This is a genomic window from Blastococcus sp. SYSU D00669, from assembly GCF_054050715.1.
Genome location: NZ_JBJGZV010000017.1, coordinates 1 through 25,473 on the forward strand (window position 1 = coordinate 1; position 25,473 = coordinate 25,473).

A 25,473-nucleotide genomic window follows, 5' to 3' on the forward strand; every position below is an offset into this window, starting at 1 on the left:
CCACGGCCCCCCCCCCCCACAACACCCCCCCCCCCCCCCCCCCCCCCCCCCACCCCCCCCCCCCCGCCGCCCCCCCCCCCCCCCCCCCCCCCCCCCCGGTCCGCCGTCCCGACCTGACGATGGCGACCGAGGACCACAACGTCCCGACGCTCGACGTCCTCAAGCCGATCGCCGACCCGGTCAGCCGCGCGCAGGTCGAGGCGCTGCGCCGCAACGCCGCCGAGTTCGGCATCCGGCTGGCGCCCATGGGCGACCGCGACCAGGGGATCGTGCACGTCATCGGCCCGCAGCTCGGCCTCACCCAGCCCGGCACGACGATCGTCTGCGGCGACAGCCACACCTCGACCCACGGCGCGTTCGGCGCGCTGGCGTTCGGCATCGGCACCAGCGAGGTCGAGCACGTGCTGGCCACGCAGACCCTGCCGCAGTACCGGCCGAAGCAGATGGCGGTGACCGTCGACGGCGAGCTGCCCCCGGGCGTCTCGGCGAAGGACGTCATCCTGGCCGTCATCGCGCAGATCGGCACCGGCGGCGGCCAGGGCCACGTCATCGAGTACCGCGGCAGCGCCATCGAGAAGCTCTCGATGGAGGCGCGCATGACGATCTGCAACATGTCGATCGAGGCCGGCGCCCGCGCCGGGCTGATCGCCCCCGACGAGACCACGTTCGCCTTCCTGGAGGGCCGGCCGCACGCGCCGCAGGGCGCCGACTGGGACGCCGCGGTCGAGTACTGGCGGACGCTGCGCACCGACGACGACGCCGTCTTCGACCGCGAGGTGCACATCGACGCCTCGTCGCTGACCCCCTACGTCACCTGGGGCACCAACCCCGGCCAGGGCCTGCCGATCTCCGAGCGGGTGCCCGACCCGGCCGACTTCGCCGACGAGAGCGACCGCCGCGCCGCCGAGGACGCGCTGGCCTACATGGGCCTGACCGCCGGCACCCCGCTGCGCGAGATCAAGGTCGACACCGTCTTCCTCGGCTCCTGCACCAACGGCCGGATCGAGGACCTGCGCGTCGCCGCCGAGATGCTGCGCGGCAAGCGGATCGACGCCGACACCCGGATGCTCGTCGTCCCCGGCTCGGTGGGCGTCAAGGCGCAGGCCGAGGCGGAGGGGCTGGACCAGGTCTTCCTGGAGGCCGGCGCCGAGTGGCGCGGCGCGGGCTGCTCGATGTGCCTGGGCATGAACCCCGACCAGCTCAAGCCCGGCGAGCGCTCCGCCTCGACCAGCAACCGCAACTTCCAGGGCCGGCAGGGCAAGGGCGGGCGCACCCACCTGGTGTCGCCGGCCGTCGCCGCGGCGACCGCGCTGACCGGCCGCCTGACCGCCCCCGCCGACCTCGAGACGGTCTGACCAGCCCGCCCCGCCACCCCCTCGGAGATCCCCGCCTGATGGACGCCTTCACCACCCACACCGGCACCGCGGCCCCGCTGCGGCGGAGCAACGTCGACACCGACCAGATCATCCCGGCCGAGTACCTCAAGCGGATCACCCGCACCGGCTTCGAGGACGGGCTGTTCATCGCCTGGCGCACCAACGAGCCCGACTTCGTGCTCAACCGGCCGGAGTACGCCGACGCCTCGATCCTGGTCGCCGGCCCGGACTTCGGCACCGGCTCCTCCCGCGAGCACGCCAACTGGGCGCTGCTCGACGGGGGCTTCCGGGTGGTCATCAGCTCGCGGTTCGCCGACATCTTCCGCAACAACTCGACCAAGTCGGGCCTGCTCACGGTGATCCTGCCGCAGGAGGAGGTCGAGAAGCTGTGGACGGCGATCGAGGCCGACCCTGCGCTGCCGGTGACCGTCGACCTGCGGGCGAAGACCGTCTCCTACGCCGACGCCGTCGTGCCGTTCGAGATCGACGACTACGTGCGCTGGCGGCTGCTCGAGGGCCTGGACGACGTCGGCCTCACCGAGCGCCACCTCGCCGACATCGAGGCCTACGAGGCCCGGCGCCCCTCGTGGAAGCCGCAGGCCCTCCCGGCCCGCTGAGAGGACCCCGCTGCCCCCCCCACCGCTCGCACGCTCGCGGCGGGACCCTGCAGAGGGGCCACTCAGGACGGCGCGGCGAAGTCGCGGTAGTAGTCGGCGGCGAGGGCGCCGGGGCGGCCGCCGAGGGCCCAGGTGCTGCCCTTGGCCGACGGCGGCCACAGCGCCCCGCTCACGCCCTCCCAGCGCACGCCGAGGCTCTGCACCACCGAGGGGATCGCGCCGCCCTGGCTGCACAGCACGGTGACCCCCGGCTCGCGCGGGCCGAGGAGCCGCTCGACGACCGCCAGGCCGGCCTCGGGGTCGGCGGAGAACTCCTCCTCGCCGAGCTCCGGGCACGGGAGGACGTCGACCCCGAGGCGCTCGGCCAGCGGCTCGACGGTCTCCCGGCAGCGCGTGCGCTCGGCCGAGAGCACCGTCGTCGGGGCGAACAGCGGCAGCACCTCGGCCAGCCGGGCGGCCTGCCGGCGTCCCTTGCCGTCCAGCGGGCGCAGGTCGTCGGGGCCGTCCCACTCCTGCTTGTTCCCGGCGCTGCCGTGCCGGACCAGCAGCAGCGACGGCGCCCGCGGGACGTCGTCGCGCTCGAGGTCGGCCAGGACGGCGCGGTCGTGGTCGTGGGTGACCAGGTCGAGGGCCTCCTTGACGGTCAGCCAGCGCAGCTCGTCCACCTCGTGGTTCGGGGTGAACTCCCCGCCGACGGCCTGCATCAGCCAGTAGTCGACCTGCTTGTCGCCCTCCGCCACCCGGTACCGGGTGCGCACGCCGCGCCGGCCCGCGACGACGGCCAGCCCGGTCTCCTCGCCGACCTCCCGGACCGCGGTCTGCAGCGGGTGCTCGCCGGCGTCGAGCTTGCCCTTGGGCAGCGACCAGTCGTCGTACTTCGGCCGGTGCACCACCACCGTCTCCAGGCCGCCCTCGGGCGTGGGGCGCCAGACCGCACCACCCGCGGCCAGCACCAGCCCCTCAGCCAGCGTGCTCACCGGCCCGGGCCAGCAGCTGGGCCTGGTAGTCGCGGTCGCCGCGACGGGTCCACGCGCCGTCGGAGCCGAGCTGCCAGCACCGGACGTCGGGTGCCATGGCGAAGTCGACGATCTCCTGCAGCTCCTGCCGCGCGGCGTCGTCGCAGACCTTGAGCAGCACCTCGACGCGCCGGTCGAGGTTGCGGTGCATGAGGTCGGCGCTGCCCAGCCAGAACTCCGGCTCCCCGCCGTTGACGAAGGCCATCAGCCGCGAGTGCTCCAGGAAGCGGCCGACGATCGAGCGCACCCGGATGTTCTCGGACAGGCCGGGCACGCCGGGCCGCAGCGCGCAGATGCCGCGGATGACCAGGTCCACCGGGACCCCGGCGTTGGACGCCTCGTAGAGCGCGTCGATGATCCGCTCGTCGACCAGCGAGTTGACCTTGATCCGGATCCCGGCCGGCCGGCCCTCCTCGGCGTGCCGGATCTCCCGCCGGATCTTGTCGACCAGGCCGCTGCGGATCCCCCGCGGGGCCACCATGAGCGAGCGGTAGGCCGTCTGCCGCGAGTAGCCGGTCAGGGTGTTGAACAGGTCGGTCAGGTCGGCGCCCACCCGCGGGTCGGCGGTGAGGATGCCGAGGTCCTCGTAGGTGCGCGCCGTCTTGGGGTTGTAGTTGCCGGTGCCGATGTGGCAGTACCGCCGGATCACGCCGCCCTCCCGGCGGACCACCAGCGCGGTCTTGCAGTGGGTCTTGAGCCCCACCAGCCCGTAGACCACGTGGCAGCCGGCGCGCTCCAGCGAGCGCGCCCAGCTGATGTTGGCCTCCTCGTCGAACCGCGCCTTGATCTCGACCAGGACGACGACCTGCTTGCCGGCCTCGGCGGCGTCGATCAGCGCGTTGACGATCGGCGAGTCACCGGAGGTGCGGTACAGCGTCTGCTTGATGGCCAGCACGTTGGGATCGGCGGCCGCCTGCTCGATGAAGCGCTGCACGCTGGTGGCGAACGAGTGGTACGGGTGGTGGACCAGGACGTCGCCCTCGCGCAGCGTGGCGAAGACGCTCTTGGGGGTCTCGCCCTCCGACAGCCGCGGGTGGGTGGCCGGGACGAACGGTTCGTCCTTGAGCTCCGGGCGGTCGAGGTCGTAGAGGCCCCACAGCGACGCGAGGTCGAGCAGCCCCGGCACCTCGACGACGTCCTCCGGCCCGATCTCCAGCTCGGAGAGCAGCAGCTCGAGGATCTGCGGGTCCATGGTGTCGGTGACCTCGAGCCGCACCGCCGGGCCGAACCGGCGCCGGGCGAGCTCGCGCTCGAGGGCCTGCAGCAGGTCCTCGTCGCGGTCCTCCTCGACCTCGAGATCGGCGTTGCGGGTCACCCGGAACAGGTGGTGGGCGAGCACCTCCAGGCCGGGGAACAGCTGCGGCAGGTGCGCGGCGATGAGGTCCTCGAGCGGGAGGAACGTCGCCCCGCCGTCCACCGACCCCACCGGCACGAACCGCGGCACGTTGTTGGGCACCTTCACCCGCGCGAAGTGCGACGACCCGCCCTCGGGCTCGCGCACCGAGACGGCGAGGTTGAGCGAGAGCCCGCTGATGTAGGGGAACGGGTGCGCGGGGTCGACGGCGAGCGGCGTCAGGACCGGGAAGACCTGGTCGCGGAAGTACTCGCGCAGCCGCTTGGTGTCGGCCTCGGCGAGGTCCTCCCAGTGGACGATCCGGATGCCGGCGTCCTCCAGGCGCGGCGCGACGTCCTTGAGGAACACGTTGGTGTGGCGGTGCACGAGGTCCTGGGTGCGCTCGATGACCCGGGCCAGCTGCTCGCGGATCGTCAGCCCGTCGGGCGAGCGCACCGTCAGGCCGGTGCTCTGCCGCCGCTTGAGGCCGGCGATGCGCACCATGAAGAACTCGTCGAGGTTGCTGGCGAAGATCGCCAGGAACTTCACCCGCTCGAGCAGCGGGTTCGACTCGTCCTCGGCCAGCTCGAGCACGCGGGCGTTGAAGTCCAGCCAGGACAGCTCGCGGTTCAGGAAACGGTCGGGGGGCAGCCGCTGCTCGACTGAAGGGGTCCGCGCGGACGCGGTTTCCGGTGCCACGCCGTCATCGTGCCGCACGAACGTGAACGGCGTGCCCGCCTCTCACGGCGTCGCGCCGGTCAACCCCGTCCGCCGCGCGAGAGCCGTGGTGACCGGGCCGGCGCCCAGCCGCAGCGCGGCGTGCAGCGCGTCGGCGGTGTCGACGTCGAGGGACAGACCCGGCCAGTCGCCCTCCAGCCGCCGCGCGCCGCTGGCCGCGTGCGCCCGCGCCGAGTCCCGGCCGAAGCGCGGGTCCAGGGCGGTGCCGACGGCGGTGAGCAGCGTGGTGCCGGTGCCGTCGGCGTCGGGCACGAAGCAGCGCGGTGCCCCGGCGGCCGCGTCGAGGGCCGCGGCGAGCTCCTCCGGCCGCAGCGCCGGGACGTCGGAGGAGAGCGCGGCCACCGCCGTCGTCCCGGCCGCCCGGGCCCCGTGCTCCAGCGCGGGGTTGAGGCCCCGGTCCGGCACGTCGGGCACCGTGGCCGCCCCGAGGGCGCGCGCCGTCTCGACCGCGGCCGGGTCGTCGGTGACCACGAGCACCCGCCCCACCCGGGGGCAGTCGAGGGCCGCGGCGACGGTGTCGGCGAGGAAGGCCAGCACCAGGTCGGTGTGCGCGGTGCCGCCGAGGCCGGCCGTGAGCGGCCGCAGCCGGGTCTTGGCGCGGGCCAGCAGCTTCGCCGGCACCACCACCGACCAGGTCGTCACACCCACAATGTGAGCACACCGGTGGGGGCGCGCCGGGGACCCGCCTGCGGTGCTCCGGCGCCGCAGGGTCGATCATGGGCGGGATCACACCGAGGGAGGGGTGGTGCCGGTGGCGGAGCAGCCGCGACCTTCGAAGTGGCGGACGCGCGGGCCCGTGCCGGCCGGCATGGCCCTGTGCATCCTGACCGTCTACCCGACGGCGTCCCTGCTGTTCCGGCTGCGCTACCGGCACGGCGAGCGCATCCCGCCGACCGGCCCGGTCCTCGTGGTGGCCAACCACGTCTCGGTCCTCGACCCCCTCGCCTGCGCGCGGCTGGTCTTCGACAACGGCCGCATCCCGCACTTCCTCGCGAAGGAGTCGCTGTTCAAGGGCGCCGTGGGCTGGATCCTGCGGCACGCCGGCCAGATCCCGGTCGCCCGCTTCACCACCGACGCCCGCGGCTCGGTGTCCGCCGCGCAGGCCGACCTCGCCGCCGGCAACGTCATCGTGATCTACCCGGAGGGGTCGGTGACCCGCGATCCGGACTGGTGGCCGATGGAGTCGCGGACGGGCGTGGCCCGGCTCGCCCTGACCACCGACGCCGTCGTCGTCCCGGTCGCCCAGTGGGGTCCCCAGCGGCTGCACGACTACCACACGAAGAAGTGGCACCTGCGGCTGCGCTCCCCGGCCGACTACCTCGTCGGCGAGCCGGTCGACCTGTCCGCGCTGCGCGCCGAGGTGGCCGCCGGGCGCGCGCTCACGCCCGACCTGCTGCGCGAGACGACGGACCTGATCATGGGCCGCGTGCGCGAGCTGCTCGGCGAGCTCCGGGGGGAGACGCCGCCCACCACGTTCCACCCCCGTCCGCGGCGCGAGCTGCCCGGCGACGTCTCCGGGAGCGCGGCGTGACGCGGGCGGCGGTCCTGGGGGCGGGCTCCTGGGGGACGACGTTCGCCAAGGTCCTCGCCGACGCCGGTTGCGAGGTGGCGCTGTTCGCCCGGCGGCCGGAGCTGGCCAAGGCCATCACCGAGGACGGCGAGAACCGCGACTACCTGCCCGGCATCCGGCTGCCCGGCGGCGTGCGGGCCACCGCCGACGCGGGGGAGGCGCTGGTGGCGGCCGACGTCGTCGTCCTCGCCGTCCCCTCGCAGACGCTGCGCGCCAACCTCACCGAGTGGACGCCGCTGCTGCCGGCCGACGCCAGCCTGCTGTCGCTGATGAAGGGCATCGAGCTGGGCACCACCAAGCGGATGAGCGAGGTGATCTGCGAGGTGAGCGGCGCCGGTCCCGAGCGGGTGGCCGCGCTGTCGGGGCCCAACCTGGCCCGCGAGATCGCCGAGGAGCAGCCGGCCGCCACCGTTATCGCCTGCCCCGATCCGGGCCGGGCGGAGGCGCTGCAGGCGGCCTGCGTCACCCGCTACCTGCGCCCGTACACGAACACCGACCTGGTGGGCTGCGAGCTCGGCGGCGCGGTGAAGAACGTCATCGCGCTGGCCGCGGGCATCGCCGAGGGCCTCGGCTTCGGCGACAACACCCGCGCCTCGCTGATCACCCGCGGGCTGGCCGAGACCGCCCGGCTGGGCCTCGCGCTGGGGGCGGAGCTGACCACCTTCGCCGGCCTGGCCGGGCTCGGTGACCTCGTCGCGACCTGCAGCTCGCCCCTGTCGCGCAACCGCACGTTCGGGGAGAAGCTGGGGCGGGGGATGAGCGTCGAGGAGGTGCAGCGGAGCACCCGGCAGACGGCGGAGGGCGTCAAGAGCTGCCGCTCGGTGCTCGACCTCGCCCGCGCCCACGGCGTCGACGTGCCGATCACCGAGGCCGTCGTCCGGGTGTGCCACGAGGGCGAGTCCCCGAAGAACCTGGTCCGCGAGATCATGAGCCGGGAGGCCAAGCCGGAGTGAGTCCTCCGTACGGGGACGGGACGCGGTCGGTCCGCGCGGGGGAGCCGCCCGCCGTCCCGGGGGCGCCGCTGCGGCCCTCGCCGGTGCTCGCCGCGCCGTTCCACCTCGGCGACGTCCCGCCGCGCACCGGTGGCGCCGACGCCTACGCGCGCACCGAGCACCCGACGCTGCGGGTGCTCGAGGACGCGATCGGTGAGCTGGACGGCGGCCGCTGCCTGGCGTTCGCCACCGGGATGGCCGCGGTGAGCGCCGCCGTGCTGGCCTGCGCGGGGGCCGGCGACCGCGTCGTCCTGCCCGCCGACGGCTACTACGCCACCCGTGTGCTGGCCGCCGCCGAGCTCGGCCGCTTCGGCATGCGCGTCGAGTACGTCGCCACGACCGAGATCGGGCAGGTGGCCGCGCGCGGCGACCTCGACGGCGCGCGGTTCGTGCTCCTGGAGACGCCGAGCAACCCGCAGCTCGACGTGTGCGACATCGCCGCCGTCGCCGCCGCGACCCGGGCCGCCGGCGCCGTCCTGGCCGTGGACAACACGACGGCGACGCCGCTCGGCCAGCGCCCGCTCCAGCTCGGCGCCGACGTCACGATCGGCAGCGACACCAAGGCGCTGACCGGGCACAGCGACCTGCTCCTCGGGCACGTCAGCACGACCGACGACGACCTGCACGCCCGCATGAAGGCCTGGCGGGACGCGACCGGGGCGGTGCCCGGGCCGTTCGAGGCCTGGCTGGGGCACCGCTCGATGAGCACCCTCGACCTGCGCCTGGCCCGGCAGGCCGCCAACGCCGCCGCCGTCGCCGACCTGCTCGCCGACCACCCCGCCGTCACGGGCGTGCGGTGGCCGTGGCGCCCCGGCGACCCGTCGGCCGAGCTGGCGGCGCAGCAGATGCTGCGGCCCGGCGGCGTGGTCTCGGCGACGCTGCCCGGCGAGGACGCCGTCGGCCGGATGCTGGCCGCCAGCCGGCTGTGGACCGCCGCGACCAGCTTCGGCGGGGTGCACAGCACCGCCGACCGCCGGGCGCAGTGGGGCGGCGACGCGGTGGCGCCCGGCTTCGTGCGGTTCTCCTGCGGGATCGAGGACACCGCCGACCTCGTCGCCGACCTCGCGGCCGCACTCGACGCGGTCTGACGGGTGGCCGGCCGGGTCGGGATCCGCGGGCTGCTGGCCTCCCTGCTGCTCTGCGCCCTCCCCGCCGTCACCGGCTGCTGGCGGACGACGGCCGGCTCGGCCACCGCCGCTCCGACGACCGCGCCGCCGTCCTCGCCGGAGGAGCTCGAACGGCTGGTCGTGACCGAGGTGCCCTCGGGCCTGCCCCGCCTGCCCGACGACGCCCTGTCGCCGCCCGCGGGGGAGAAGTGGCCGCCCGACGTCGCCGCCTACGCCGGCGACCCCTCCGACGAGCGGGAGGCGCTGGCCGGCTACGGCTTCCGGTTCGGGTGGGAGCGCTTCTGGGGCACCGACGCCGCGCGGGGCCCGGTGACCAGCGTGTTCGTCTACCAGTTCGAGAGCCGCGCCGGCGCGGCCGCCTACGCCCACGACCTGGCCGGCAACGACGCCGAGCACTACGGCGGCGTGCTGCGCGAGGACGCGCCGGGAGTGCCGGGGGGCTGCCGGCTGATCGAGGTGCCCGAGCCCGCGGACGACCTGCCCGGCCCGGCCGTGCTGGCGTGGTGCGGGGCCGGGGTGTTCAGCGTCTCGGTGACGGCGGTGGCCGGGACCCCGGATGCGGCCGCCGCCGAGGTGGAGGCGCTGCTGGCGGACCAGCTGGAGCGGCTGCCGCCGTCCTGACTCACCGCCCCGGCTGCGGCTCCTGGAACGGCAGGGTCGTGGCGATGATCGTGCTCAGCGCCGTCGCGGGGCCGCTGTCGATCGAGCTCGGGATGCGCACCTCGACGTGGACCGGCCGGTCGACGGCCGTCCACACGACGACGTCGGGGTCGGAGTCGTCGACGAACCACTGGACGGCGTTGATCTGGATGAGGCTGGCCGTCACGTCGAACCCGGCCGGCCGGTCGACGCCGCACCGCAGCACGACCGGCGGATCGCCCCACGCGTAGACGAACGGCGAGTCGGACCGCACCGGCCGCGACAGCTCGCCGGCCAGCTCCAGGGGCATCGCGCCCAGCAGCGTGGTGCAGGGCGCCTCGGCCCCGGGGGCCACCGGCGGGGCCTCGACCGGCAGCGGGGGCAGGTCCTCCCGCTGCAGCGTCGGCGCGCCCTCGACCTGCGCCACGTCGTCGGGCCCGCCGCCGCCGAGGACGTTGACCAGCACGACCAGGGCGGCCACCACCGGCACGAGGACGGCGGTCGCGATCACGGCCAGCCGCCGGAACGGGTCGCGGGGCTGGTCGTCGCGGTCGGTCGTCCCGGGCGCGATCTGCGTGCTCAGGGCGTCAGAGGTTGACGACCGGGCAGGTGAGCGTGCGGGTGATGCCGTCCACCGACTGGACCCGCGCCACCACCAGGCGCCCCAGCTCGTCGACCGTCTCGGCCTCCGCGCGGACGATCACGTCGTAGGGCCCGGTCACGTCCTCGGCCTTGGTGACGCCGTCGATCTCGCTGATGGTCGAGGCGACCTGCGCGGCCTTGCCGACTTCGGTCTGGATGAGGATGTAGGCGTGGACCACGGAAGACCCTTCCTGGGGCAGCGCTGCCATGGGGACGTGCGGCGGAGCGGGCGTGAGCGAGCGGCGGTGTGCCCGCCGTTGCGCCACCTTACGGGAGCGACGGGAGTCACCCCGTGAGTCGCCCGCGCCCCCTCGTCCCGCGCAGCGACCCCGCCGACAGCGTCCAGGTGGTGGGCGAGTTCGGCGTCATCGCGCGCGTGGTGGCGCGGTCGGGCCACGCCACCGCCGCCGAGGTGGGGCCCGGGGACGACGCCGCCGTCCTGCGCGCCCCCGACGGCCGCGTGGTGGCGACGACCGACGTGCTCGTCGAGGGCCGGCACTTCCGGCGGGACTGGTCCTCGGCCGAGGACGTCGGGCACAAGGCCGCCGCGGCCAACCTCGCCGACGTCGCGGCCATGGGCGGCGTGGCGACGGCGCTGCTGGTCGGGCTGGCCTGCCCGCCGGACACCCCGACCGCGTGGCTCGAGGGGGTCGCCGCCGGGCTGGCCGAGGAGTGCGCGCCGCTCGGTGCGGCGGTGGTCGGCGGCGACACGGTGGCCACCGCGCCGGACAGCTCCGCCGTCGTCCTGTCGGTGACGGCGCTGGGCGACCTGGGCGGCCGGGCGCCGGTCCTGCGGTCGGGCGCCCGCCCGGGGGACGTCGTCGCGCTGGCCGGCCGGCTCGGCTGGTCGGCGTGCGGCCTGGCGGTGCTGCGCCGCGGCTTCGCCAGCCCGCTGGCGGCGGTGGCCGCGCACCGGCGCCCGGCGCCGCCGTACGCCGCCGGACCGGCCGCGGCAGCCGCCGGCGCCACCGCCATGTGCGACGTCAGCGACGGGCTGCTGGCCGACGTCGGGCACATCGCGCGGGCCAGCGGCGTGCTCGTCGACCTGGACCGGGCCGCGCTGGTGCGCGTGTGCCTGGAACCGCCCGGCCCGCTGCAGCAGGTGGCGTCGGCGCTGGGTGCCGACCCGATGGCGTGGGTGCTCACCGGCGGGGAGGACCACGCCCTGGTCGCCACCTTCCCGGGGGGCACCGCCCTCCCCGACGGGTGGGTGGCCGTCGGGTCGGTGCACGCGGCGGGGGAGGATCCGGCGGTGCAGGTGAGCGGAGAGCCGGCGGCCGAGGCCGCGCGGGCGGTCGGCGCGGAGGCCCCCGGGCATGTCCACTTCGGCTGAGGCGGTGCTGCGCGACGGCCGCGCGGTGCGGCTGCGGGCCGTGCCGTACGACGACCCGGTCGCGCGCGAGCTGGTCGCCCGCGTGCAGCAGGAGTACACGGTCCGCTACGGCGGACCGGACGGGGCCGTCGTCGACCCGGCCGAGTTCGTGCCACCCGTCGGGCTGTTCCTGGTCGCCGAGGTCGACGGCGTCCCGGCCGGGTGCGGCGCGTGGCGGGTGCACCGGGACGGCGTGGTCGAGGTCAAGCGGATGTACGTCGAGCCGGGCTTCCGGCGGCTGGGGCTGGCCCGGGTCGTCCTGGCGGCGCTGGAGGCCAGCGCGGCGGCCGCCGGGCACCGGGCGGCCGTGCTGAACTCCGGCAACCGGCAGCCCGAGGCGCTCGCGCTGTACGCCGACGCGGGATACGGCCCGGTGCCTGGGTACGGGATCTACGCCGACGCGCCGGACGCCGTATTCCTCGGCAAGGAGCTGCCGTCGGTGGTCCGGGGAGAGGAGCGCTCGTGGGCGTCGTGACGATCTCCGCGGCGTACGGAGCCGCGGGTGCCGAGGTGGCGCGGGCCGTGGCCGAGCGGCTGGGGCTGCCGTTCCACGACCGGGCCATCCCCGCCCAGGTGGCCGGCCGGCTGGGCGTGCCGGTGGCCGAGGCCGAGGCCAACGACGAGACGGTGGTGCGCGGCCTGTGGCGGCTGGTCGCCTCGCTGGGCACCATGCCCGACCCGGTCGGCGGCGTGGTGCCCTCGTCGTCCCTGCCGGACGAGCGGGCCTACCGCCACCAGACCGAGAAGGTGCTGGCCGAGATGGCCGACGGGGCCGGGGGAGTGGTGCTCGGACGGGCGGCCGCGCTCGTGCTCGGGGACCGCCTCGACGCGCTGCACGTGCGGCTCGACGGCCCGCCCGAGCGGCGGCTGGCGGCGGCCGTGGCGCGCTCCGGCCGGCCGGAGGCGGAGGTGCGCCGCGAGATGGAGGCCACCGACCGCACCCGGGAGGCCTACGTGCGGCACTTCTACCGCTGCAACCCGGCCTCGGCGCGGCACTACCACCTGGTGGTCGACAGCACCGTCCTGCCGCTGGAGACGGTGGAGGACGTCGTCGTGCTCGCCGCGACCGCACGGGGGATCGGCCCCCGCTGAGGCGGGGCCCGGCGCCCGTGGTGCGCGTCCACGGCGCATCCCCGGGCCGGAACCCGCCATCGCCGCGCATCGCTCGTGGGCGGACGCGAAGAACCCCGGAGGTCGGCGACCTCCGGGGTTCTCGGGCGTGAGCCCCTCAGCTCAGACGCGGACGACCTTGCCCGCGCGGATGCACGAGGTGCAGGCGTTGATGCGCTTGCGGGTGCCCGGCGCCACGAGGGCGCGCACGGACTGGATGTTCGGGTTCCAACGGCGCGGCGTGCGGCGGTGCGAGTGCGACACCGACATACCGAAACCGGGGCCCTTGCCGCAGACGTCGCAGTTGGCAGCCACGGTGGATCACTCCCAGGAGGTCGTTGCAGATCAGCGGTGCGCGAGAGCGCCCGCGAAGAAGTCCGTCGGTCAGTCTAACCGTTCCCCGCCGAGGACGTCGCCGCAGGCACCCGAGCGGGCGCCGATCCCCACGATCCGGCGGCTCCGTCGCCCTTCCTGGGTACCCTCCGGCCGTGCTGCAGGCGCTCGACGAGGAGGCGGCCGGCCGGTGGTGCCGGGCCGCGTGCGTCGCGCTGTCCGAGGCCCGCGCCCGCCTCGACGACCTCAACGTCTTCCCGGTGCCCGACGGCGACACCGGCACCAACCTCCTGCTCACCGCGCAGGCGGCGCTGGACGCCCTCGACGCGACCGGGGGGGCGACGGCGGAGTCCAGCTGGGCGGTGCTGGCCCGCGGCGCCGTCCTGGGTGCCCGCGGCAACTCCGGCACGATCCTCGCCCAGCTCTTCCGCGGCCTGGCCGACCAGCTCGCCGGTCAGGCCCCGGCCGACGGCCCCACGCTCGCCCTCGCGCTGCAGAAGGCCGCCGACACCGCCTACGCCGCGGTCGCCGACCCCGAGGAGGGCACCTTCCTCACGGTCGCCCGCGGCGGCGCCCGGGCGGCGGTCGCCGCCGTCGACGAGGGGCGCACCGCGCTCGCCGACGTCGTCCGCGCCGCCGCCGACGGCGCCCGGACCGCGCTGGAGGCCACCCCCGACCAGCTGGCGGCGCTGCGCGACGCCGGGGTCGTCGACGCCGGCGGTGCAGGTCTCTGCCTGGTGCTCGACGCGCTGGTCACCACCGTCACCGGCGTCGAGCCGGCCCGGCCGCCGCTGGCCCGCCGCTCGCCGGCCCCCGCACACCGCCACGACGACCCGCCGCACCAGCCCCCGGCCGGCCCCGGCAGCGAGGTGCAGTACCTGCTCGCCGAGGCCGACGAGGAGTCGGTGACCCGGCTGCAGGAGCGCCTCGCCGGGCTCGGCGACAGCCTCGTCGTGGTGGGCGTCGACACCCCCACCGGCCGGGAGTGGAACGTGCACGTGCACGTCACCGACATCGGCGCGGCGATCGAGGCGGGCATCGAGGCCGGCCGCCCCTACCGGATCTCGGTCACCCCGCTGGCCCCCGTGCGGCCGCCGGCGCCGGTGCCCGGCACCCGCGCGATCGTGGCGGTCGTCCCCGGCCCCGGCCTCGCCGAGCTGTTCTCCGGCGAGGGCGTCCGGGTGGTCACCTGCGGTCCCGACGGGGTCGCCGAGGACGACGTCCTGGCCGAGGTGCTCGCCTGCACCGCCGCGGACGTCGTCGTCCTGCCCAACGACGCCGCGCTCACCGCGCAGGCCTCCCGCGCCGCGGAGCGGGCCCGCGAGGAGGGCCGCGACGTCGCCGTCGTCCCCACCCGCTCGCCGGTGCAGGGCCTGGCCGCGATCGCCGTCGCCGACCCGGGCCGCCGCTTCGGCGACGACGTCATCGCCATGGCCGAGGCGGCCGCGGCCACGCGCTGGGCCGAGGTCACCGTCGCCGAGCAGGAGGCGCTCACCTCCGCCGGCCGCTGCCGGCCCGGTGACGCGCTCGGCTCGGCCGAGGGCGACGTCGTCGTCGTCGGCCCGGAGCTGCCGGCGGTCGCCTGCGAGCTGCTCGACCGGCTGCTCTCCGCCGGGGGCGAGCTCGCCACGCTCGTCGTCGGGGCCGACCAGGCGCTGGGCGACACCGTCTGCGCCCACCTCGCCACCGTGCACCCGACGGTCGAGGTGGCCCGGTACGACGGCGCACCGCCCGGGGTCCCGCTGCTCGTGGGGGTCGAGTGAAGGCCGGCATCACCTTGGACACCCCGCTGTCCAAGGTCCTCGGCGCCAAGACCGCGCAGGCGATGGAGGAGTCGCTGGAGCTGCGGACGGTGCGCGACCTGCTGCGCCACTACCCGCGCCGCTACGCGCGGCGCGGGGAGATCGCGCGGCTCGACGACCTGCAGGTCGGCGACCGCGTGACCGTCCTCGCGCAGATCCGCAAGGTCGAGTCGCGCAGGATGCGCAACCGCCCCGGCAGCATGACCGAGGTGACCGTCGGCGACGGCGCGAACTCCATGCAGCTGGTCTTCTTCAACCGCAAGCACGGGTCGCTGCGCGAGGGCGCCTGGGGCCTGTTCGCCGGCACCGTCGGGCAGTACCGCAACAAGCTGCAGTTCGCCCACCCCGACTTCCACCTGCTCACCGGCGACGACGACGAGGACTGGGCCCGCGCGCTCATCCCCATCTACCCGGCCAGCAAGGACGTCTCCAGCTGGGTCATCCAGCGCTCGCTCAAGCTGCTGCTCGACTCGCCCGGCGGCTTCGGCGGCATCGTCACCGACCCGCTGCCGGAGGAGGTGCGGGCGCGCCACGGCCTGCTGTCCCTCGACGCGGCGCTGCTCGACATCCACCGCCCCACCTCCGCCGACGACGTCGAGCGCGCCCAGCACCGGCTCAAGTGGGACGAGGCGCTCGTCCTGCAGCTGACCCTCGCCGCCCGTCGCCGAGCCGCGGCGCTCGAGCCCGGCGTGGCCCGCCCGCGCACGGCCGGCGGCCTGCTCGACGCCGTCGACGCCGCGCTGCCGTTCGCGCTCACCGACGGTCAGCGGGCCGTGGGGGAGGAGCTGGCCGCCGAGCTCGCGGAGGAGCAGCCGATGCACCGGCTGCTGCAGGGCGAGGTCGGCTCGGGCAAGACCGTCGTGGCGCTGCGGGCCATGGCGCAGGTCGTCGACGCCGGCGGGCAGGCCGCGCTGCTGGCGCCCACCGAGGTGCTCGCCGCCCAGCACCACCGCGGCATCTCCGCGCTGCTCGGCCCCCTCGGCCGGGCCGGCGAGCTCGACGGCGACCCCGAGGGCACCCGGGTGGTGCTCCTGACCGGGTCGCAGAAGGCCGCCGCCCGCCGGGAGGCCCGGGCCGCCGTCGCCGACGGCAGCGCGGGCATCGTGATCGGCACGCACGCCCTGCTGCAGGAGGGCGTCGACTTCGCCGACCTCGGCCTGGTCGTCGTCGACGAGCAGCACCGCTTCGGCGTCGAGCAGCGCGACGCCCTGCGGGCCAAGGGCAACCGGCCGCCGCACGTGCTGGTCATGACCGCGACGCCGATCCCGCGGACGGTCGCGATGACCGTCTACGGCGACCTGGAGACCTCCACGCTGCGGCAGCTGCCCAGCGGCCGCGGCGGCGTCGCCTCCTCGGTCGTGCCGGCCGGTGAGAAGCCGGCCTGGCTGGACCGCGCCTGGGCACGACTGCGCGAGGAGGTCGCCGAAGGGCGGCAGGCCTACGTCGTCTGCCCGCGCATCGGCGAGGACGGCGCCGACGCCGACGAGCCCGACATCGACGACGGAGCCCCCGCCGACGACGAGGGCCGCGGCGGCGACCGCCGGCCCCCGCTGGCCGTGCTCGACGTCGCCGAGATGCTGCGCGGCGGGCCGCTCGCCGGCCTGCGGCTGGACGTGCTGCACGGGCGGCTCACGCCCGAGGAGAAGGACGCCCGGATGCGCGCCTTCGCCGCCGGCGACCTCGACGTCCTGGTCGCCACCACCGTGGTCGAGGTCGGCGTCGACGTGCCCAACGCGACCGTGATGGTGGTCATGGACGCCGACCGGTTCGGCGTCAGCCAGCTGCACCAGCTGCGCGGCCGGGTCGCCCGCGGCAAGCACCAGGGGCTGTGCCTGCTGGTCACCGACGCGCCCACGTCCTCGCCCACCGGGCAGCGGCTGGCCGCGGTGGCCGCCACCTCCGACGGGTTCGAGCTGGCCCGCCTCGACCTCGAGACCCGGCGCGAGGGCGACATCCTCGGCGCCGCGCAGTCCGGCAGCCGGTCGGGGGTCAAGCTGCTGTCCCTGCTGGAGGACGAGGAGCTCATCGCGACCGCCCGCGCCGAGGCGAACGCGCTGCTGGCCACCGACCGCGGACTGGCCGGCCACCCCGGCCTCGCCGCCGAGGTGGCCGCGCTGGCCACCGACGAGCGCGCGGAGTGGCTGGAGAAGGCATGACCCGCGTCATCGCCGGCGCCGCCGGCGGGCGGCGGCTCAAGGTGCCGCCGTCGGGCGTCCGCCCCACCGGCGACCGGGCCCGCGAGGGCCTGTTCAACTCCCTGGGCTCGCTGCTCGACCTCGACGGCGCCCGGGTGCTCGACCTGTACGCCGGCTCGGGGGCGCTCGGGCTCGAGGCGCTCTCCCGCGGCGCCGCCGAGGTCGTGCTCGTCGAGTCCGGACCGCGCGTGCTGCCGGTGCTCCGGGCCAACGTGGCCGCGGTCGGGCTGCCCGGCGCCCGCGTCGTCGCCGGCTCGGTGCCCTCGGTGGTCGCCACCGCGTCGCTCGGCGCGTTCGACCTCGTGCTGGCCGACCCGCCCTACGCCACGACCGCCGACGAGGTGCTCGGCGTGCTCCGCGCGCTGGTCACCGGTGGGTGGCTGGCCGACGGCGCCGTCGTCGTCGTCGAGCGGTCGGCGCGGGAGGAGCCGTGGGAGTGGCCGACACCCCTGACCGGACTGCGGGACCGCCGCTACGGAGAGGCGCTGCTCCGGTACGGTCGCTTGCCGTGAGGCGTGCCGTCTGCCCCGGATCGTTCGACCCGGTCACCAACGGCCACGTCGACGTCATCACCCGGGCCGCCGCGCTGTACGACGAGCTGGTCGTCGCGGTGCTCGTCAACCCCGGCAAGGCCGGGCTGTTCACCGTCGAGGAGCGCATCGAGCTGCTCCGCGACGCGGTGTCCGAGCTGCCCAACGTGCGCATCGACAGCTTCCAGGGGCTGCTGGTCGACTACTGCCGCGCCCACGGCATCCCGGTGATCGTCAAGGGCCTGCGCGCCGTGGGCGACTTCGAGTACGAGCTGCAGATGGCGCAGATGAACCGCGAGCTCGCCGGCGTGGAGACGCTCTTCGTCCCGACGGCGCCGCAGGTCGGCCACCTGTCCTCGAGCCTGGTCAAGCAGATCGCGCAGTTCGGCGGGGACGTCTCGACCCTCGTGCCCAAGGCGGTCCTCGACCGGCTGGTGCACCTGCGCAACGGCGGGAGCTGACGTCCGTGACCCGGAGCCACTCGACCGAGGTCGTCTACCGGCTGTACGAGACGGTCGACGAGCTCACCACGGTCATCGAGAACGCCCGCAGCGTGCCCATGTCGGGCTCCTGCATGGTGCCCCGCGACCACCTGCTCGACCTGCTCGACGACCTGCGCGAGACGCTGCCGGCCGAGGTGCAGCGGGCCGGCCGGATCGTCGAGCAGCGCACGGAGATCCTCGAGCAGGCGCAGGCCGAGGCCGAGCGGCTGACCGAGGTCACCCGGGCCGAGTGCGCGCAGATGGTCGACGAGGCCGAGCGCACCCGCGACGAGGTGCTCGGCATGGCCCGCCGGTCGCGCGACGAGCTCATCGCCGAGGCGCGGGCGGAGGCCGAGGAGGTCCTCTCCCAGGCCGACGCGGAGGCCGAGCAGATCGTCGCCGAGGCGCGCGCCGCGGCCGAGGCCCTGCTGGCCCAGGCCCGCGAGCAGCAGGAGCAGGTGCTCGCCGCCGCGCACGCCGAGCACGCGCGGCTGGTCACCGAGACCGAGGTGTACCGCACGGCGGTGGCCCGCTCCGACGAGCTGGGCGCCCAGACGGTCGCCGAGGTCACCCGCATGCGCGCCGAGGTCGACGAGTACGTCGACACCCGGCTGGCCGACTTCGGCAGCACGCTGGAGCGCATGCTCCGCTCGGTCGAGGCGGCCCGGGGCAGCCTCCGCTCCTAGAAGGGCCCCCGTGCCCCCACCGCTCGCGAGCTCGCGGCGGGGCCCTGCACGGGGGCCGCTCCACCACCTCGCCTCCCGGCATCGGGTAGTCTCGTAGGCCGGTCCGAGCGCCGGCGGCACCCCGCCCGGCCGGCCGACCCTCCTGATCCCGACCGCGAGTACCGACATGCCTGCACCAGTTCCGCACCGCTCAGGCGCCGCGTCCACCGACGTCCGGCGTCCCGCAGGCAACCCCTGGGTCGTCGAGCTGCGCGAACTCGGCCGACGGGCCGGGTCGATGCACCCCTTCGAGAAGGTGCTGCCCGCCCCCGAGGGCTGGAAGGTCGAGCTGATCGGCGTCCCCGCGGGCGCCGAGGTCCAGCTGCGGCTGCGCCTCGAGTCGGTCATGGAGGGCGTGCTGGTCTCCGGCGAGGTCGACGTCCCGGTCGTCGGCTCGTGCGCCCGCTGCCTCGACCCGGTCGAGGACACCCTCGAGCTCGACGTCCAGGAGCTGTTCGCCTACGAGGGCAGCACCACCGAGGAGACGAGCGAGGAGGACGAGGTCCGCCTCGTCGAGAACGACCGCATCGACCTCGAGCCCATGGTGCGCGACCTCGTCGTGCTGTCCCTGCCGCTCTCGCCGGTCTGCAGCGAGGACTGCTCCGGGCTCTGCGCCGACTGCGGCCAGCGCCTCGACGACCTCCCTGCCGACCACTCGCACGAGGTCGTCGACCCCCGCTGGGCGGGGCTCGCCGACCGATTCGCTTCCCCGTCGGGCACCCCCGGCGCGGACAACCCAGAGGAGAACTGACGTGGCCGTCCCGAAGCGGAAGATGTCCCGCTCCAACACCCGCGCCCGGCGCTCGCAGTGGAAGGCCAGCGCGCCGTCCCTCACCCCGTGCCCGAACCGTGCCTGCGGCCAGCTGAAGCCGCCGCACACCGCCTGCCCGAACTGCGGCCAGTACGCCGGCCGCCAGGTCCTCTCCGTCTGACCTGCTGACCCCGCTCGCCGTGGCCACCGCTGCCGGACCGTCCCCAGGCCCGGACGGCGGCACGTCCCCGGCCGGGCAGGAGCACGCCGACGCCGCGGCCGCCTGGCTGCACGACGCCCTCGGGGTCGTGCTGCCCGGCGGCTTGCTGGCGTTGGCGCTGACCCACCGCTCCTACGCCTACGAGAACGGCGGCCTGCCCACCAACGAGCGCCTGGAGTTCCTCGGCGACTCGGTGCTGGGCCTGGTGGTCACCGACGAGCTCTACCGCAGCCAGCCCGACCTGCCCGAGGGGCAGCTGGCCAAGCTGCGCGCCTCGGTGGTCAACATGACCTCCCTGGCCCGGGTGGCGCGGTCGCTCGGCGACGGCGGCATCGGCCCGCAGCTGCTGCTGGGCCGCGGCGAGGAGACCACCGGCGGCCGGGAGAAGGACTCGATCCTCGCCGACGCGCTCGAGGCGCTGATCGGCGCGATCCACCTGGGCCGCGGCCTGGACACCGCGAGCGCGATCGTGCACCGGCTGTTCGACCCGCTGCTCGTGCAGGCGGCCACCCGGGGCGCCGGCCTGGACTGGAAGACCAGCCTGCAGGAGCTCGCGGCCGCCCGCGGGCTCGGCCCGCCCAGCTACGTGGTCGAGGACGACGGCCCTGACCACGCCAAGACGTTCACCGCCGCCGTCGTCCTCGCCGGCACCGTCTACGGCAAGGGCTCCGGCCGGACCAAGAAGGCCGCCGAGCAGGAGGCCGCCGAGGCCGCGTGGCGGACCATCTCCGCGGAGGCCTGACACCGTGCCCGAACTGCCCGAGGTCGAGGTCGTCCGGCGCGGGCTGGAGCAGTGGGTGGCCGGGCGCACCGTCGCCGCCGTCGAGGTGCACCACCCGCGCGCGGTCCGCCGGCACCTGGAGGGCACCGACCACTTCGTCGCGGCGTTGACCGGCCGCACGCTCACCGCGGCGCACCGCCGCGGCAAGTACCTGTGGCTCCCGCTCGCCGAGCCCGACGGCACTCCCAGCGGCCGGGCCCTCGTCGGCCACCTGGGCATGAGCGGTCAGCTGCTGGTCGAGAAGCCCTCCCAGCCCGACGAGACCCACCTGCGCGCCCGGCTCACCTTCACCGACGGTGGCCGGGAGCTGCGCTTCGTCGACCAGCGGACCTTCGGCGGGCTGGCGGTCGAGGACGCCGAGGGGGACGGGATCCCGCCGCGGCTGGCGCACATCGCGATCGACCCGCTGGACCCCTCCTTCGACGAGGCCGGGTTCAGCGAGAAGCTGCGGCGCCGGCACACCGAGGTCAAGCGCGCCCTGCTCGACCAGACGCTGATCGGCGGTGTGGGCAACATCTACGCCGACGAGGCGCTGTGGCGGGCCAAGCTGCACGGCGCCCGGCCCACCGACAAGCTGACCCGGCCGCAGGTCGCCGCGCTGCTCGAGGGGGTCCGCGACGTGCTGGGGGAGGCGCTGTCCCAGGGTGGGACGTCGTTCGACTCCCTCTACGTCGACGTCAACGGGCAGAGCGGCTACTTCTCCCGCTTCCTCGCCGTCTACGGCCAGGCCGACCGGCCGTGCCCGCGCTGCGGGACGCCGATCCGGCGCGAGTCGTTCATGAACCGCTCCAGCTACAGCTGCCCGCGCTGCCAGCCGCGGCCGCGCGCTCGACGCGCATGAGCGTCCGGACCGTCGCCGTCGTGTCGGGGCACGTGCAGGGCGTCGGCTACCGGTACTTCGTGCGCGGCCTGGCCGAGGACGCCGGGCTCACCGGCTCGGCGACCAACCTCCCCGACGGCCGGGTCGAGGTCGTGCTGGAGGGCCCGGACGACGCGGTGGCGCGCGTCGTCGCGCAGCTCGACGGTCCGCGGGCGCCCGGCAGCCCGACCCGGCTGGACGTCCGGCACGAGCCGGTGCAGGGGGTTCGGCGCTTCACCGTGCTGTGACAAATGCGACACCGCCACGACACGGTGAGTAGGCATTCTTGGCGTTGACCTGCGTGTCCTGTCCTGTCACCCTGGAGTCACCACTCCCGCGCCGACCGCTTCCCGGGGCGCAGGGACCGATTCCACGCTGCGGAAAGGCCGCCCCAGTCATGGCCAAGGCCCTGTTCGGTCACGTCGTCGCACCCGCGGAGCTCCGAGTAGCCGAGGAGAACGCCGTCCTGCGGGCGAAGGTGCGCCGGCTGGAGCAGGAAGTCGCCCAGCTGCGCGCCGAGCGCGACGCGCACATCGCGTCGGAGCTGATGAAGCTGGCGGACGAGAGCGCCGAGCCGGCGCTGGCCTGAACCCGTCCGTCACAGTCGCACCACACCACCCTCCGGCCCCGGAAGGCCGAGGTCGGAAGGCAGATCGCGGCTAAGATCCAGTTCCCGTGCACCTGTCGAGCCTCACGCTGAAGGGCTTCAAGTCCTTCGCGTCCGCGACCACGCTGCGGCTCGAGCCGGGGATCACCGCCGTCGTCGGCCCCAACGGGTCCGGTAAGTCCAACGTCGTCGACGCCATCGCCTGGGTCCTGGGCGAGCAGGGGGCCAAGAGCCTGCGCGGCGGCAAGATGGAGGACGTCATCTTCGCCGGCACCGCCGGCCGCCCGCCACTGGGCCGGGCCGAGGTGACGCTCACGATCGACAACGCCGACGGTGCCCTGCCGATCGACTACACCGAGGTGTCGATCACGCGCCGCATGTACCGCTCCGGCGAGAGCGAGTACGAGATCAACGGCGACAAGGTCCGGCTGCTCGACGTCCAGGAGCTGCTGAGCGACTCCGGCATCGGCCGCGAGATGCACGTCATCGTCGGCCAGGGCCAGCTCGACGCCGTCCTCTCCGGTCGCCCCGAGGACCGCCGCGCCTTCGTCGAGGAGGCCGCCGGCGTCCTCAAGCACCGCAAGCGCAAGGAGAAGGCGCTGCGCAAGCTCGACGGGATGCAGGCCAACCTCGACCGGCTGGCCGACCTCACCGCCGAGCTGCGCCGCCAGCTCAAGCCGCTGGGCAAGCAGGCCGAGGTGGCCCGCCGGGCGGCGAGCGTGCAGGCGGACCTGCGCGACGCGCGCCTGCGGCTGCTCGCCGACGACCTCGTCCAGCTGCGCGACGCGCTGGACAAGGACGTCGCCGACGAGGCCGCCGCCCGCGCCCGCCGCAGCACCGTCGAGGCGCAGCTGGCCGAGGTCTCCCGGCGCGAGTCGGCCCTGGAGTCGGCCCTGGCCGCCGACGCGCCGCGGCTGCAGACCGCCCAGGACACCTGGTACCGCCTCTCCGCCCTGAGCGAGCGCTTCCGCGGCATCGGCCAGCTGGCCGCCGAGCGGCACCGCCACCTCTCCACCGCCGTCCCCACCGCCGGCACCGGCCGCGACCCCGACCAGCTCGAGGCCGAGGCCGACCGGACCGCCGCGACCGAGGCCGGGCTGGCCGCCAAGGTCGAGGCCGAGCGCGGGCGCCTGGCCGCGGTCGTCGCCGAGCGCGCCGGGCTGGAGGCGGCGCTCACCGAGGCCGAGCGCGCCGTCGTCGCCGCCGCGCGGGCGATCGCCGACCGCCGCGAGCGGCTGGCCCGGCTCTCCGGCGAGGTCGCCGCCGCCCGCTCGAAGGTGGGCGCCGGCGAGGCCGAGATCGAGCGGCTCGCGCTGGCCGCCGGCGAGGCCGCCGACCGCGCCGAGGTCGCCGCCGAGCGGCTCGCCGAGCGCCGCGGCGCTGTCGCCGAGCAGGAGGACGGCGACCTCGCGCTGGTCGCCGCATACGAGGACGCCGTCGCCGCGCACCGGACCGCGGCGAGGCGGGTCACCGAGCTGGCCGAGGCCGAGCGGGCCGCCGAGCGCGACCGCGCCTCGTGGCGGGCCCGTCGCGACGCCCTCGTCCTCGGTCTCGCACCCGCCGACGGCGCCGCCACCGTCCTCACCGCCGGGCTGCCGGGTGTGCTCGGCCCGGTCGCCGAGCAGCTGTCGGTCGACGCCGGGTGGGAGGTCGCCGTGGCGGCCGCGCTGGGCGGGATGGCCGACGCCGTCGTCGTCGCCGGTGTCGCCGAGGCCGCCGGTGCCCTGCGGCACCTCAAGGACACCGGCGGCGGCCGCGCCGGCCTGCTGGTCACCGCCGGGCTGCCCCCGGTGCCGCGCGACGGCTGGCCCGAGCTGCCCGAGGGCGTCCGCTGGGCGCTGGACCTGCTCACCGCCCCCGACGACCTGCAGCCGGCGCTCGCGCGGGCGCTGGAGCGGGTCGCCGTCGTCCCGACGCTCGACGCGGCGGTCGCGCTCGTGCGCACCCACCCCCGCGTGCGGGCGGTCACCAGCGGCGGCGACCTGGTCGGCGCCGACTGGGCCGTCGGCGGCCAGACCGACGCCCCCTCCGGCCTGGAGGTGCGCGCCCGGGTGGACGAGGCCGAGGCCGAGCTGCGGGCCGCCGAGCGGCGCGCCGCCGAGCTCGCCGAGCAGCTCGCCGCCGCCCGCGAGGTGGCCACGGCCCGCTCCGCCGACGTCGACGCCGCGCTCGCCGCGCGCCAGGCCGCCGACAAGAGCCGCTCCGCCGAGGCCGCCGCGCTGGCCGAGCTGGGCGCCGCCGCCCGGTCCGCCGCGGCGGAGGCCGAGCGGTCCGCGGCCGCCCGGGTGCGCGCCGAGCAGGCCCTGGAGACCACCGCCGCGAAGCTGACCGAGCTCGAGGCCCGGCTGGCCGCCGCCGGGGCGGAGCCGGTCGAGGAGGAGCCGTCGACCGAGGAGCGCGACCGGCTGCGCCTCGAGGTCGCCGCCGCCCGCCAGTCGGAGACCGAGGCGCGGCTGGCGGTCCGCACCGCCGAGGAGCGGGCGCGGGCGCTGACCGGGCGCGCCGAGTCGCTGCGCCGCCAGGCCCGCCAGGAGCGCGCCGCCCGCGAGCGCGCCGCCGCCGCCCGGGCCGCCCGTGAGCGCGGCGCCCGCGTCGCGGCCGCCGTCCGGGCCGACGCCGAGGTCGCGCTGGCGGCGCTGGAGACCTCGCTGACCCGCGCCGCCGCCGAGCGCGACGCGCTGGCCGCGGCCCGCACCGGCCGGGAGGCCGAGCTGCTCGAGGTGCGCGCGCAGGTGCGCACCGCCACCGCCGAGCTGGACCGGCTCACCGACGAGGTGCACCGCGACGAGGTCGCCCGCGCCGAGCAGCGCTACCGCATCGAGTCGCTGGAGACCCGCGCCGCCGAGGAGTTCGGCGTCGACCTGCCGACGCTGATCGCCGAGTACGGGCCGGCCGCGCCGGTCCCGCCGGCGGCGGAGGAGGCCGCCGCGGCCGAGGCGGCGGGGGAGCCCGAGCCGGCGCCCACCGTCTACGACCGCGCCGTCCAGGAGCGCCGCGCCGCCAAGGCCGAGCGCGACCTGGCCACCCTGGGCAAGGTCAACCCGCTGGCCCTGGAGGAGTTCGCGGCGCTGGAGGAGCGGCACGGCTTCCTCGCCACCCAGCTGGAGGACCTCAAGGCCACCCGCCGCGACCTGCTCACCGTCGTCCGCGAGGTCGACGAGCGCATCCACGACGTCTTCGCGAACGCCTTCGCCGACGTGGCGCGGGAGTTCGAGCAGGTCTTCGCCGTCCTCTTCCCGGGCGGCTCGGGCCGGCTGGTGCTCACCGACCCCGAGGACATGCTCACCACCGGCGTCGAGGTCGAGGCCCGGCCGCCCGGCAAGAAGGTCAAGCGGCTCTCGCTGCTCTCCGGCGGCGAGCGCTCGCTGACCGCCGTCGCGCTGCTCGTGGCGATCTTCCGGGCGCGCCCCTCGCCGTTCTACGTCCTCGACGAGGTCGAGGCGGCCCTGGACGACGTCAACCTCGGCCGGCTGCTCACCCTGGTCGAGCAGCTGCGGGCGACCTCGCAGCTCATCGTCATCACGCACCAGAAGCGGACGATGGAGATCGCCGACGCGCTCTACGGCGTGAGCATGCGCGGCGACGGCATCACCGGCGTCATCAGCCAGCGCCTGCGCGAACCCGAGCTCGAATCCGCGTAGGCCTCAGGCATAGGT

The 25,473-nt window shown here is 75.9% G+C and carries 27 protein-coding genes; 21 read left to right on the plus strand and 6 right to left on the minus strand.

Annotation, left to right across the window (positions count from 1 at the left end):
• A partial coding sequence (gene leuC, locus ACI8AF_RS13505; protein ID WP_456540233.1) for a 3-isopropylmalate dehydratase large subunit occupies nucleotides 1-1,355 on the plus strand: 1,355 nt, incomplete at its 5' end.
• 38 nt (nucleotides 1,356-1,393) lie between these two features.
• Nucleotides 1,394-1,993 (plus strand): 3-isopropylmalate dehydratase small subunit, encoded by a 600-nt coding sequence (gene leuD, locus ACI8AF_RS13510; protein ID WP_456540234.1) that lies wholly within the window; start codon nucleotides 1,394-1,396, stop codon nucleotides 1,991-1,993.
• A 62-nt stretch (nucleotides 1,994-2,055) separates the two neighbouring features.
• On the opposite strand, the gene ACI8AF_RS13515 is transcribed toward leuD, so the two are convergent.
• From ACI8AF_RS13515 to cofC, 3 genes are read right to left on the minus strand one after another with little or no spacing between them, the layout of a single operon-like run.
• Nucleotides 2,056-2,970: an NUDIX hydrolase gene (locus ACI8AF_RS13515; protein WP_456540235.1), complete on the minus strand. Its 915-nt coding sequence runs from the start codon at nucleotides 2,968-2,970 to the stop codon at nucleotides 2,056-2,058.
• The gene (locus tag ACI8AF_RS13520) at nucleotides 2,954-5,041 is read right to left on the minus strand and encodes an RNA degradosome polyphosphate kinase (RefSeq protein WP_456540236.1); all 2,088 of its coding nucleotides are present in this window, start codon (nucleotides 5,039-5,041) and stop codon (nucleotides 2,954-2,956) included. Before ACI8AF_RS13520 ends, ACI8AF_RS13515 begins: the two co-directional genes overlap by 17 nt.
• Before the next feature lie 42 nt (nucleotides 5,042-5,083).
• Nucleotides 5,084-5,722 (minus strand): 2-phospho-L-lactate guanylyltransferase, encoded by a 639-nt coding sequence (gene cofC, locus ACI8AF_RS13525; protein ID WP_456540237.1) that lies wholly within the window; start codon nucleotides 5,720-5,722, stop codon nucleotides 5,084-5,086.
• A gap of 166 nt (nucleotides 5,723-5,888) precedes the next feature.
• On the opposite strand from cofC, the gene ACI8AF_RS13530 reads away from it, so the two are divergent.
• Genes ACI8AF_RS13530 through ACI8AF_RS13545 form a run of 4 tightly spaced genes read left to right on the plus strand, consistent with a single transcriptional unit; the run spans nucleotide 5,889 to nucleotide 9,390 of the window.
• Nucleotides 5,889-6,611 (plus strand): lysophospholipid acyltransferase family protein, encoded by a 723-nt coding sequence (locus ACI8AF_RS13530; RefSeq protein WP_456540238.1) that lies wholly within the window; start codon nucleotides 5,889-5,891, stop codon nucleotides 6,609-6,611.
• On the plus strand, nucleotides 6,608-7,603 hold the full coding sequence (locus ACI8AF_RS13535) for an NAD(P)H-dependent glycerol-3-phosphate dehydrogenase (RefSeq protein WP_456540239.1): 996 nt from the start codon (nucleotides 6,608-6,610) through the stop codon (nucleotides 7,601-7,603). The genes ACI8AF_RS13530 and ACI8AF_RS13535 overlap by 4 nt, the downstream gene beginning before the upstream one ends.
• Entirely contained in the window at nucleotides 7,600-8,730 is a 1,131-nt protein-coding gene (locus ACI8AF_RS13540; protein WP_456540240.1) for a cystathionine gamma-lyase, read from the plus strand. The genes ACI8AF_RS13535 and ACI8AF_RS13540 overlap by 4 nt, the downstream gene beginning before the upstream one ends.
• A 3-nt stretch (nucleotides 8,731-8,733) precedes the next feature.
• A complete protein-coding gene (locus tag ACI8AF_RS13545) occupies nucleotides 8,734-9,390 on the plus strand; it encodes a DUF7373 family lipoprotein (RefSeq protein WP_456540241.1) in 657 nt (218 codons plus the stop codon).
• Nucleotide 9,391: 1 nt separating this feature from the next.
• On the opposite strand, the gene ACI8AF_RS13550 is transcribed toward ACI8AF_RS13545, so the two are convergent.
• Nucleotides 9,392-9,919 carry a DUF3515 domain-containing protein gene (locus ACI8AF_RS13550; RefSeq protein ID WP_456540242.1) on the minus strand — a complete coding sequence of 176 codons (528 nt, stop codon included), beginning with the start codon at nucleotides 9,917-9,919 and terminating at the stop codon, nucleotides 9,392-9,394.
• Nucleotides 9,920-9,995: 76 nt separating this feature from the next.
• On the minus strand, nucleotides 9,996-10,229 hold the full coding sequence (locus ACI8AF_RS13555) for an Lrp/AsnC ligand binding domain-containing protein (RefSeq protein WP_179715053.1): 234 nt from the start codon (nucleotides 10,227-10,229) through the stop codon (nucleotides 9,996-9,998).
• A gap of 113 nt (nucleotides 10,230-10,342) precedes the next feature.
• Here ACI8AF_RS13555 and ACI8AF_RS13560 point away from each other — a divergent pair, with 113 nt between their 5' ends.
• Genes ACI8AF_RS13560 through ACI8AF_RS13570 form a run of 3 tightly spaced genes read left to right on the plus strand, consistent with a single transcriptional unit; the run spans nucleotide 10,343 to nucleotide 12,514 of the window.
• Entirely contained in the window at nucleotides 10,343-11,383 is a 1,041-nt protein-coding gene (locus ACI8AF_RS13560) for a thiamine-phosphate kinase (protein WP_456540243.1), read from the plus strand.
• Entirely contained in the window at nucleotides 11,367-11,897 is a 531-nt protein-coding gene (locus ACI8AF_RS13565; RefSeq protein WP_456540244.1) for a GNAT family N-acetyltransferase, read from the plus strand. Before ACI8AF_RS13560 ends, ACI8AF_RS13565 begins: the two co-directional genes overlap by 17 nt.
• A complete protein-coding gene (locus ACI8AF_RS13570) occupies nucleotides 11,885-12,514 on the plus strand; it encodes a cytidylate kinase-like family protein (protein WP_456540245.1) in 630 nt (209 codons plus the stop codon). Before ACI8AF_RS13565 ends, ACI8AF_RS13570 begins: the two co-directional genes overlap by 13 nt.
• A gap of 141 nt (nucleotides 12,515-12,655) precedes the next feature.
• Here the strand turns inward: ACI8AF_RS13570 and rpmB are convergent, their stop codons facing one another.
• Nucleotides 12,656-12,847, minus strand: a complete 192-nt coding sequence (rpmB, locus tag ACI8AF_RS13575) for a 50S ribosomal protein L28 (RefSeq protein ID WP_456540246.1) — start codon at nucleotides 12,845-12,847, stop codon at nucleotides 12,656-12,658.
• 173 nt (nucleotides 12,848-13,020) lie between these two features.
• On the opposite strand from rpmB, the gene ACI8AF_RS13580 reads away from it, so the two are divergent.
• The 12 genes from ACI8AF_RS13580 (at nucleotide 13,021) to smc (ending at nucleotide 25,458) form a co-directional block, all read left to right on the plus strand.
• Nucleotides 13,021-14,628: a DAK2 domain-containing protein gene (locus tag ACI8AF_RS13580; RefSeq protein ID WP_456540247.1), complete on the plus strand. Its 1,608-nt coding sequence runs from the start codon at nucleotides 13,021-13,023 to the stop codon at nucleotides 14,626-14,628.
• Complete coding sequence (gene recG / locus ACI8AF_RS13585; protein ID WP_456540248.1) at nucleotides 14,625-16,823, plus strand: ATP-dependent DNA helicase RecG; 2,199 nt, start codon at nucleotides 14,625-14,627, stop codon at nucleotides 16,821-16,823. Before ACI8AF_RS13580 ends, recG begins: the two co-directional genes overlap by 4 nt.
• Entirely contained in the window at nucleotides 16,820-17,374 is a 555-nt protein-coding gene (gene rsmD, locus ACI8AF_RS13590; protein ID WP_456540249.1) for a 16S rRNA (guanine(966)-N(2))-methyltransferase RsmD, read from the plus strand. Before recG ends, rsmD begins: the two co-directional genes overlap by 4 nt.
• Nucleotides 17,371-17,853 carry a pantetheine-phosphate adenylyltransferase gene (gene coaD / locus ACI8AF_RS13595; protein ID WP_456540250.1) on the plus strand — a complete coding sequence of 161 codons (483 nt, stop codon included), beginning with the start codon at nucleotides 17,371-17,373 and terminating at the stop codon, nucleotides 17,851-17,853. Before rsmD ends, coaD begins: the two co-directional genes overlap by 4 nt.
• 5 nt (nucleotides 17,854-17,858) lie before the next feature.
• Entirely contained in the window at nucleotides 17,859-18,560 is a 702-nt protein-coding gene (locus ACI8AF_RS13600) for a hypothetical protein (RefSeq protein WP_456540251.1), read from the plus strand.
• A gap of 166 nt (nucleotides 18,561-18,726) precedes the next feature.
• On the plus strand, nucleotides 18,727-19,350 hold the full coding sequence (locus tag ACI8AF_RS13605) for a YceD family protein (protein WP_456540252.1): 624 nt from the start codon (nucleotides 18,727-18,729) through the stop codon (nucleotides 19,348-19,350).
• A gap of 1 nt (nucleotide 19,351) precedes the next feature.
• On the plus strand, nucleotides 19,352-19,531 hold the full coding sequence (gene rpmF, locus ACI8AF_RS13610; RefSeq protein WP_456540253.1) for a 50S ribosomal protein L32: 180 nt from the start codon (nucleotides 19,352-19,354) through the stop codon (nucleotides 19,529-19,531).
• A 19-nt stretch (nucleotides 19,532-19,550) separates the two neighbouring features.
• Nucleotides 19,551-20,312, plus strand: a complete 762-nt coding sequence (gene rnc / locus ACI8AF_RS13615) for a ribonuclease III (protein WP_456540254.1) — start codon at nucleotides 19,551-19,553, stop codon at nucleotides 20,310-20,312.
• Between the two features lie 4 nt (nucleotides 20,313-20,316).
• Nucleotides 20,317-21,192, plus strand: a complete 876-nt coding sequence (gene mutM, locus ACI8AF_RS13620; RefSeq protein WP_456540255.1) for a bifunctional DNA-formamidopyrimidine glycosylase/DNA-(apurinic or apyrimidinic site) lyase — start codon at nucleotides 20,317-20,319, stop codon at nucleotides 21,190-21,192.
• Nucleotides 21,189-21,458 (plus strand): acylphosphatase, encoded by a 270-nt coding sequence (locus ACI8AF_RS13625; protein WP_456540256.1) that lies wholly within the window; start codon nucleotides 21,189-21,191, stop codon nucleotides 21,456-21,458. The genes mutM and ACI8AF_RS13625 overlap by 4 nt, the downstream gene beginning before the upstream one ends.
• A gap of 149 nt (nucleotides 21,459-21,607) precedes the next feature.
• Nucleotides 21,608-21,799: a hypothetical protein gene (locus ACI8AF_RS13630; protein ID WP_456540257.1), complete on the plus strand. Its 192-nt coding sequence runs from the start codon at nucleotides 21,608-21,610 to the stop codon at nucleotides 21,797-21,799.
• Between the two features lie 86 nt (nucleotides 21,800-21,885).
• Nucleotides 21,886-25,458 carry a chromosome segregation protein SMC gene (gene smc, locus ACI8AF_RS13635; protein WP_456540258.1) on the plus strand — a complete coding sequence of 1,191 codons (3,573 nt, stop codon included), beginning with the start codon at nucleotides 21,886-21,888 and terminating at the stop codon, nucleotides 25,456-25,458.
• Nucleotides 25,459-25,473: the final 15 nt, after the last annotated feature.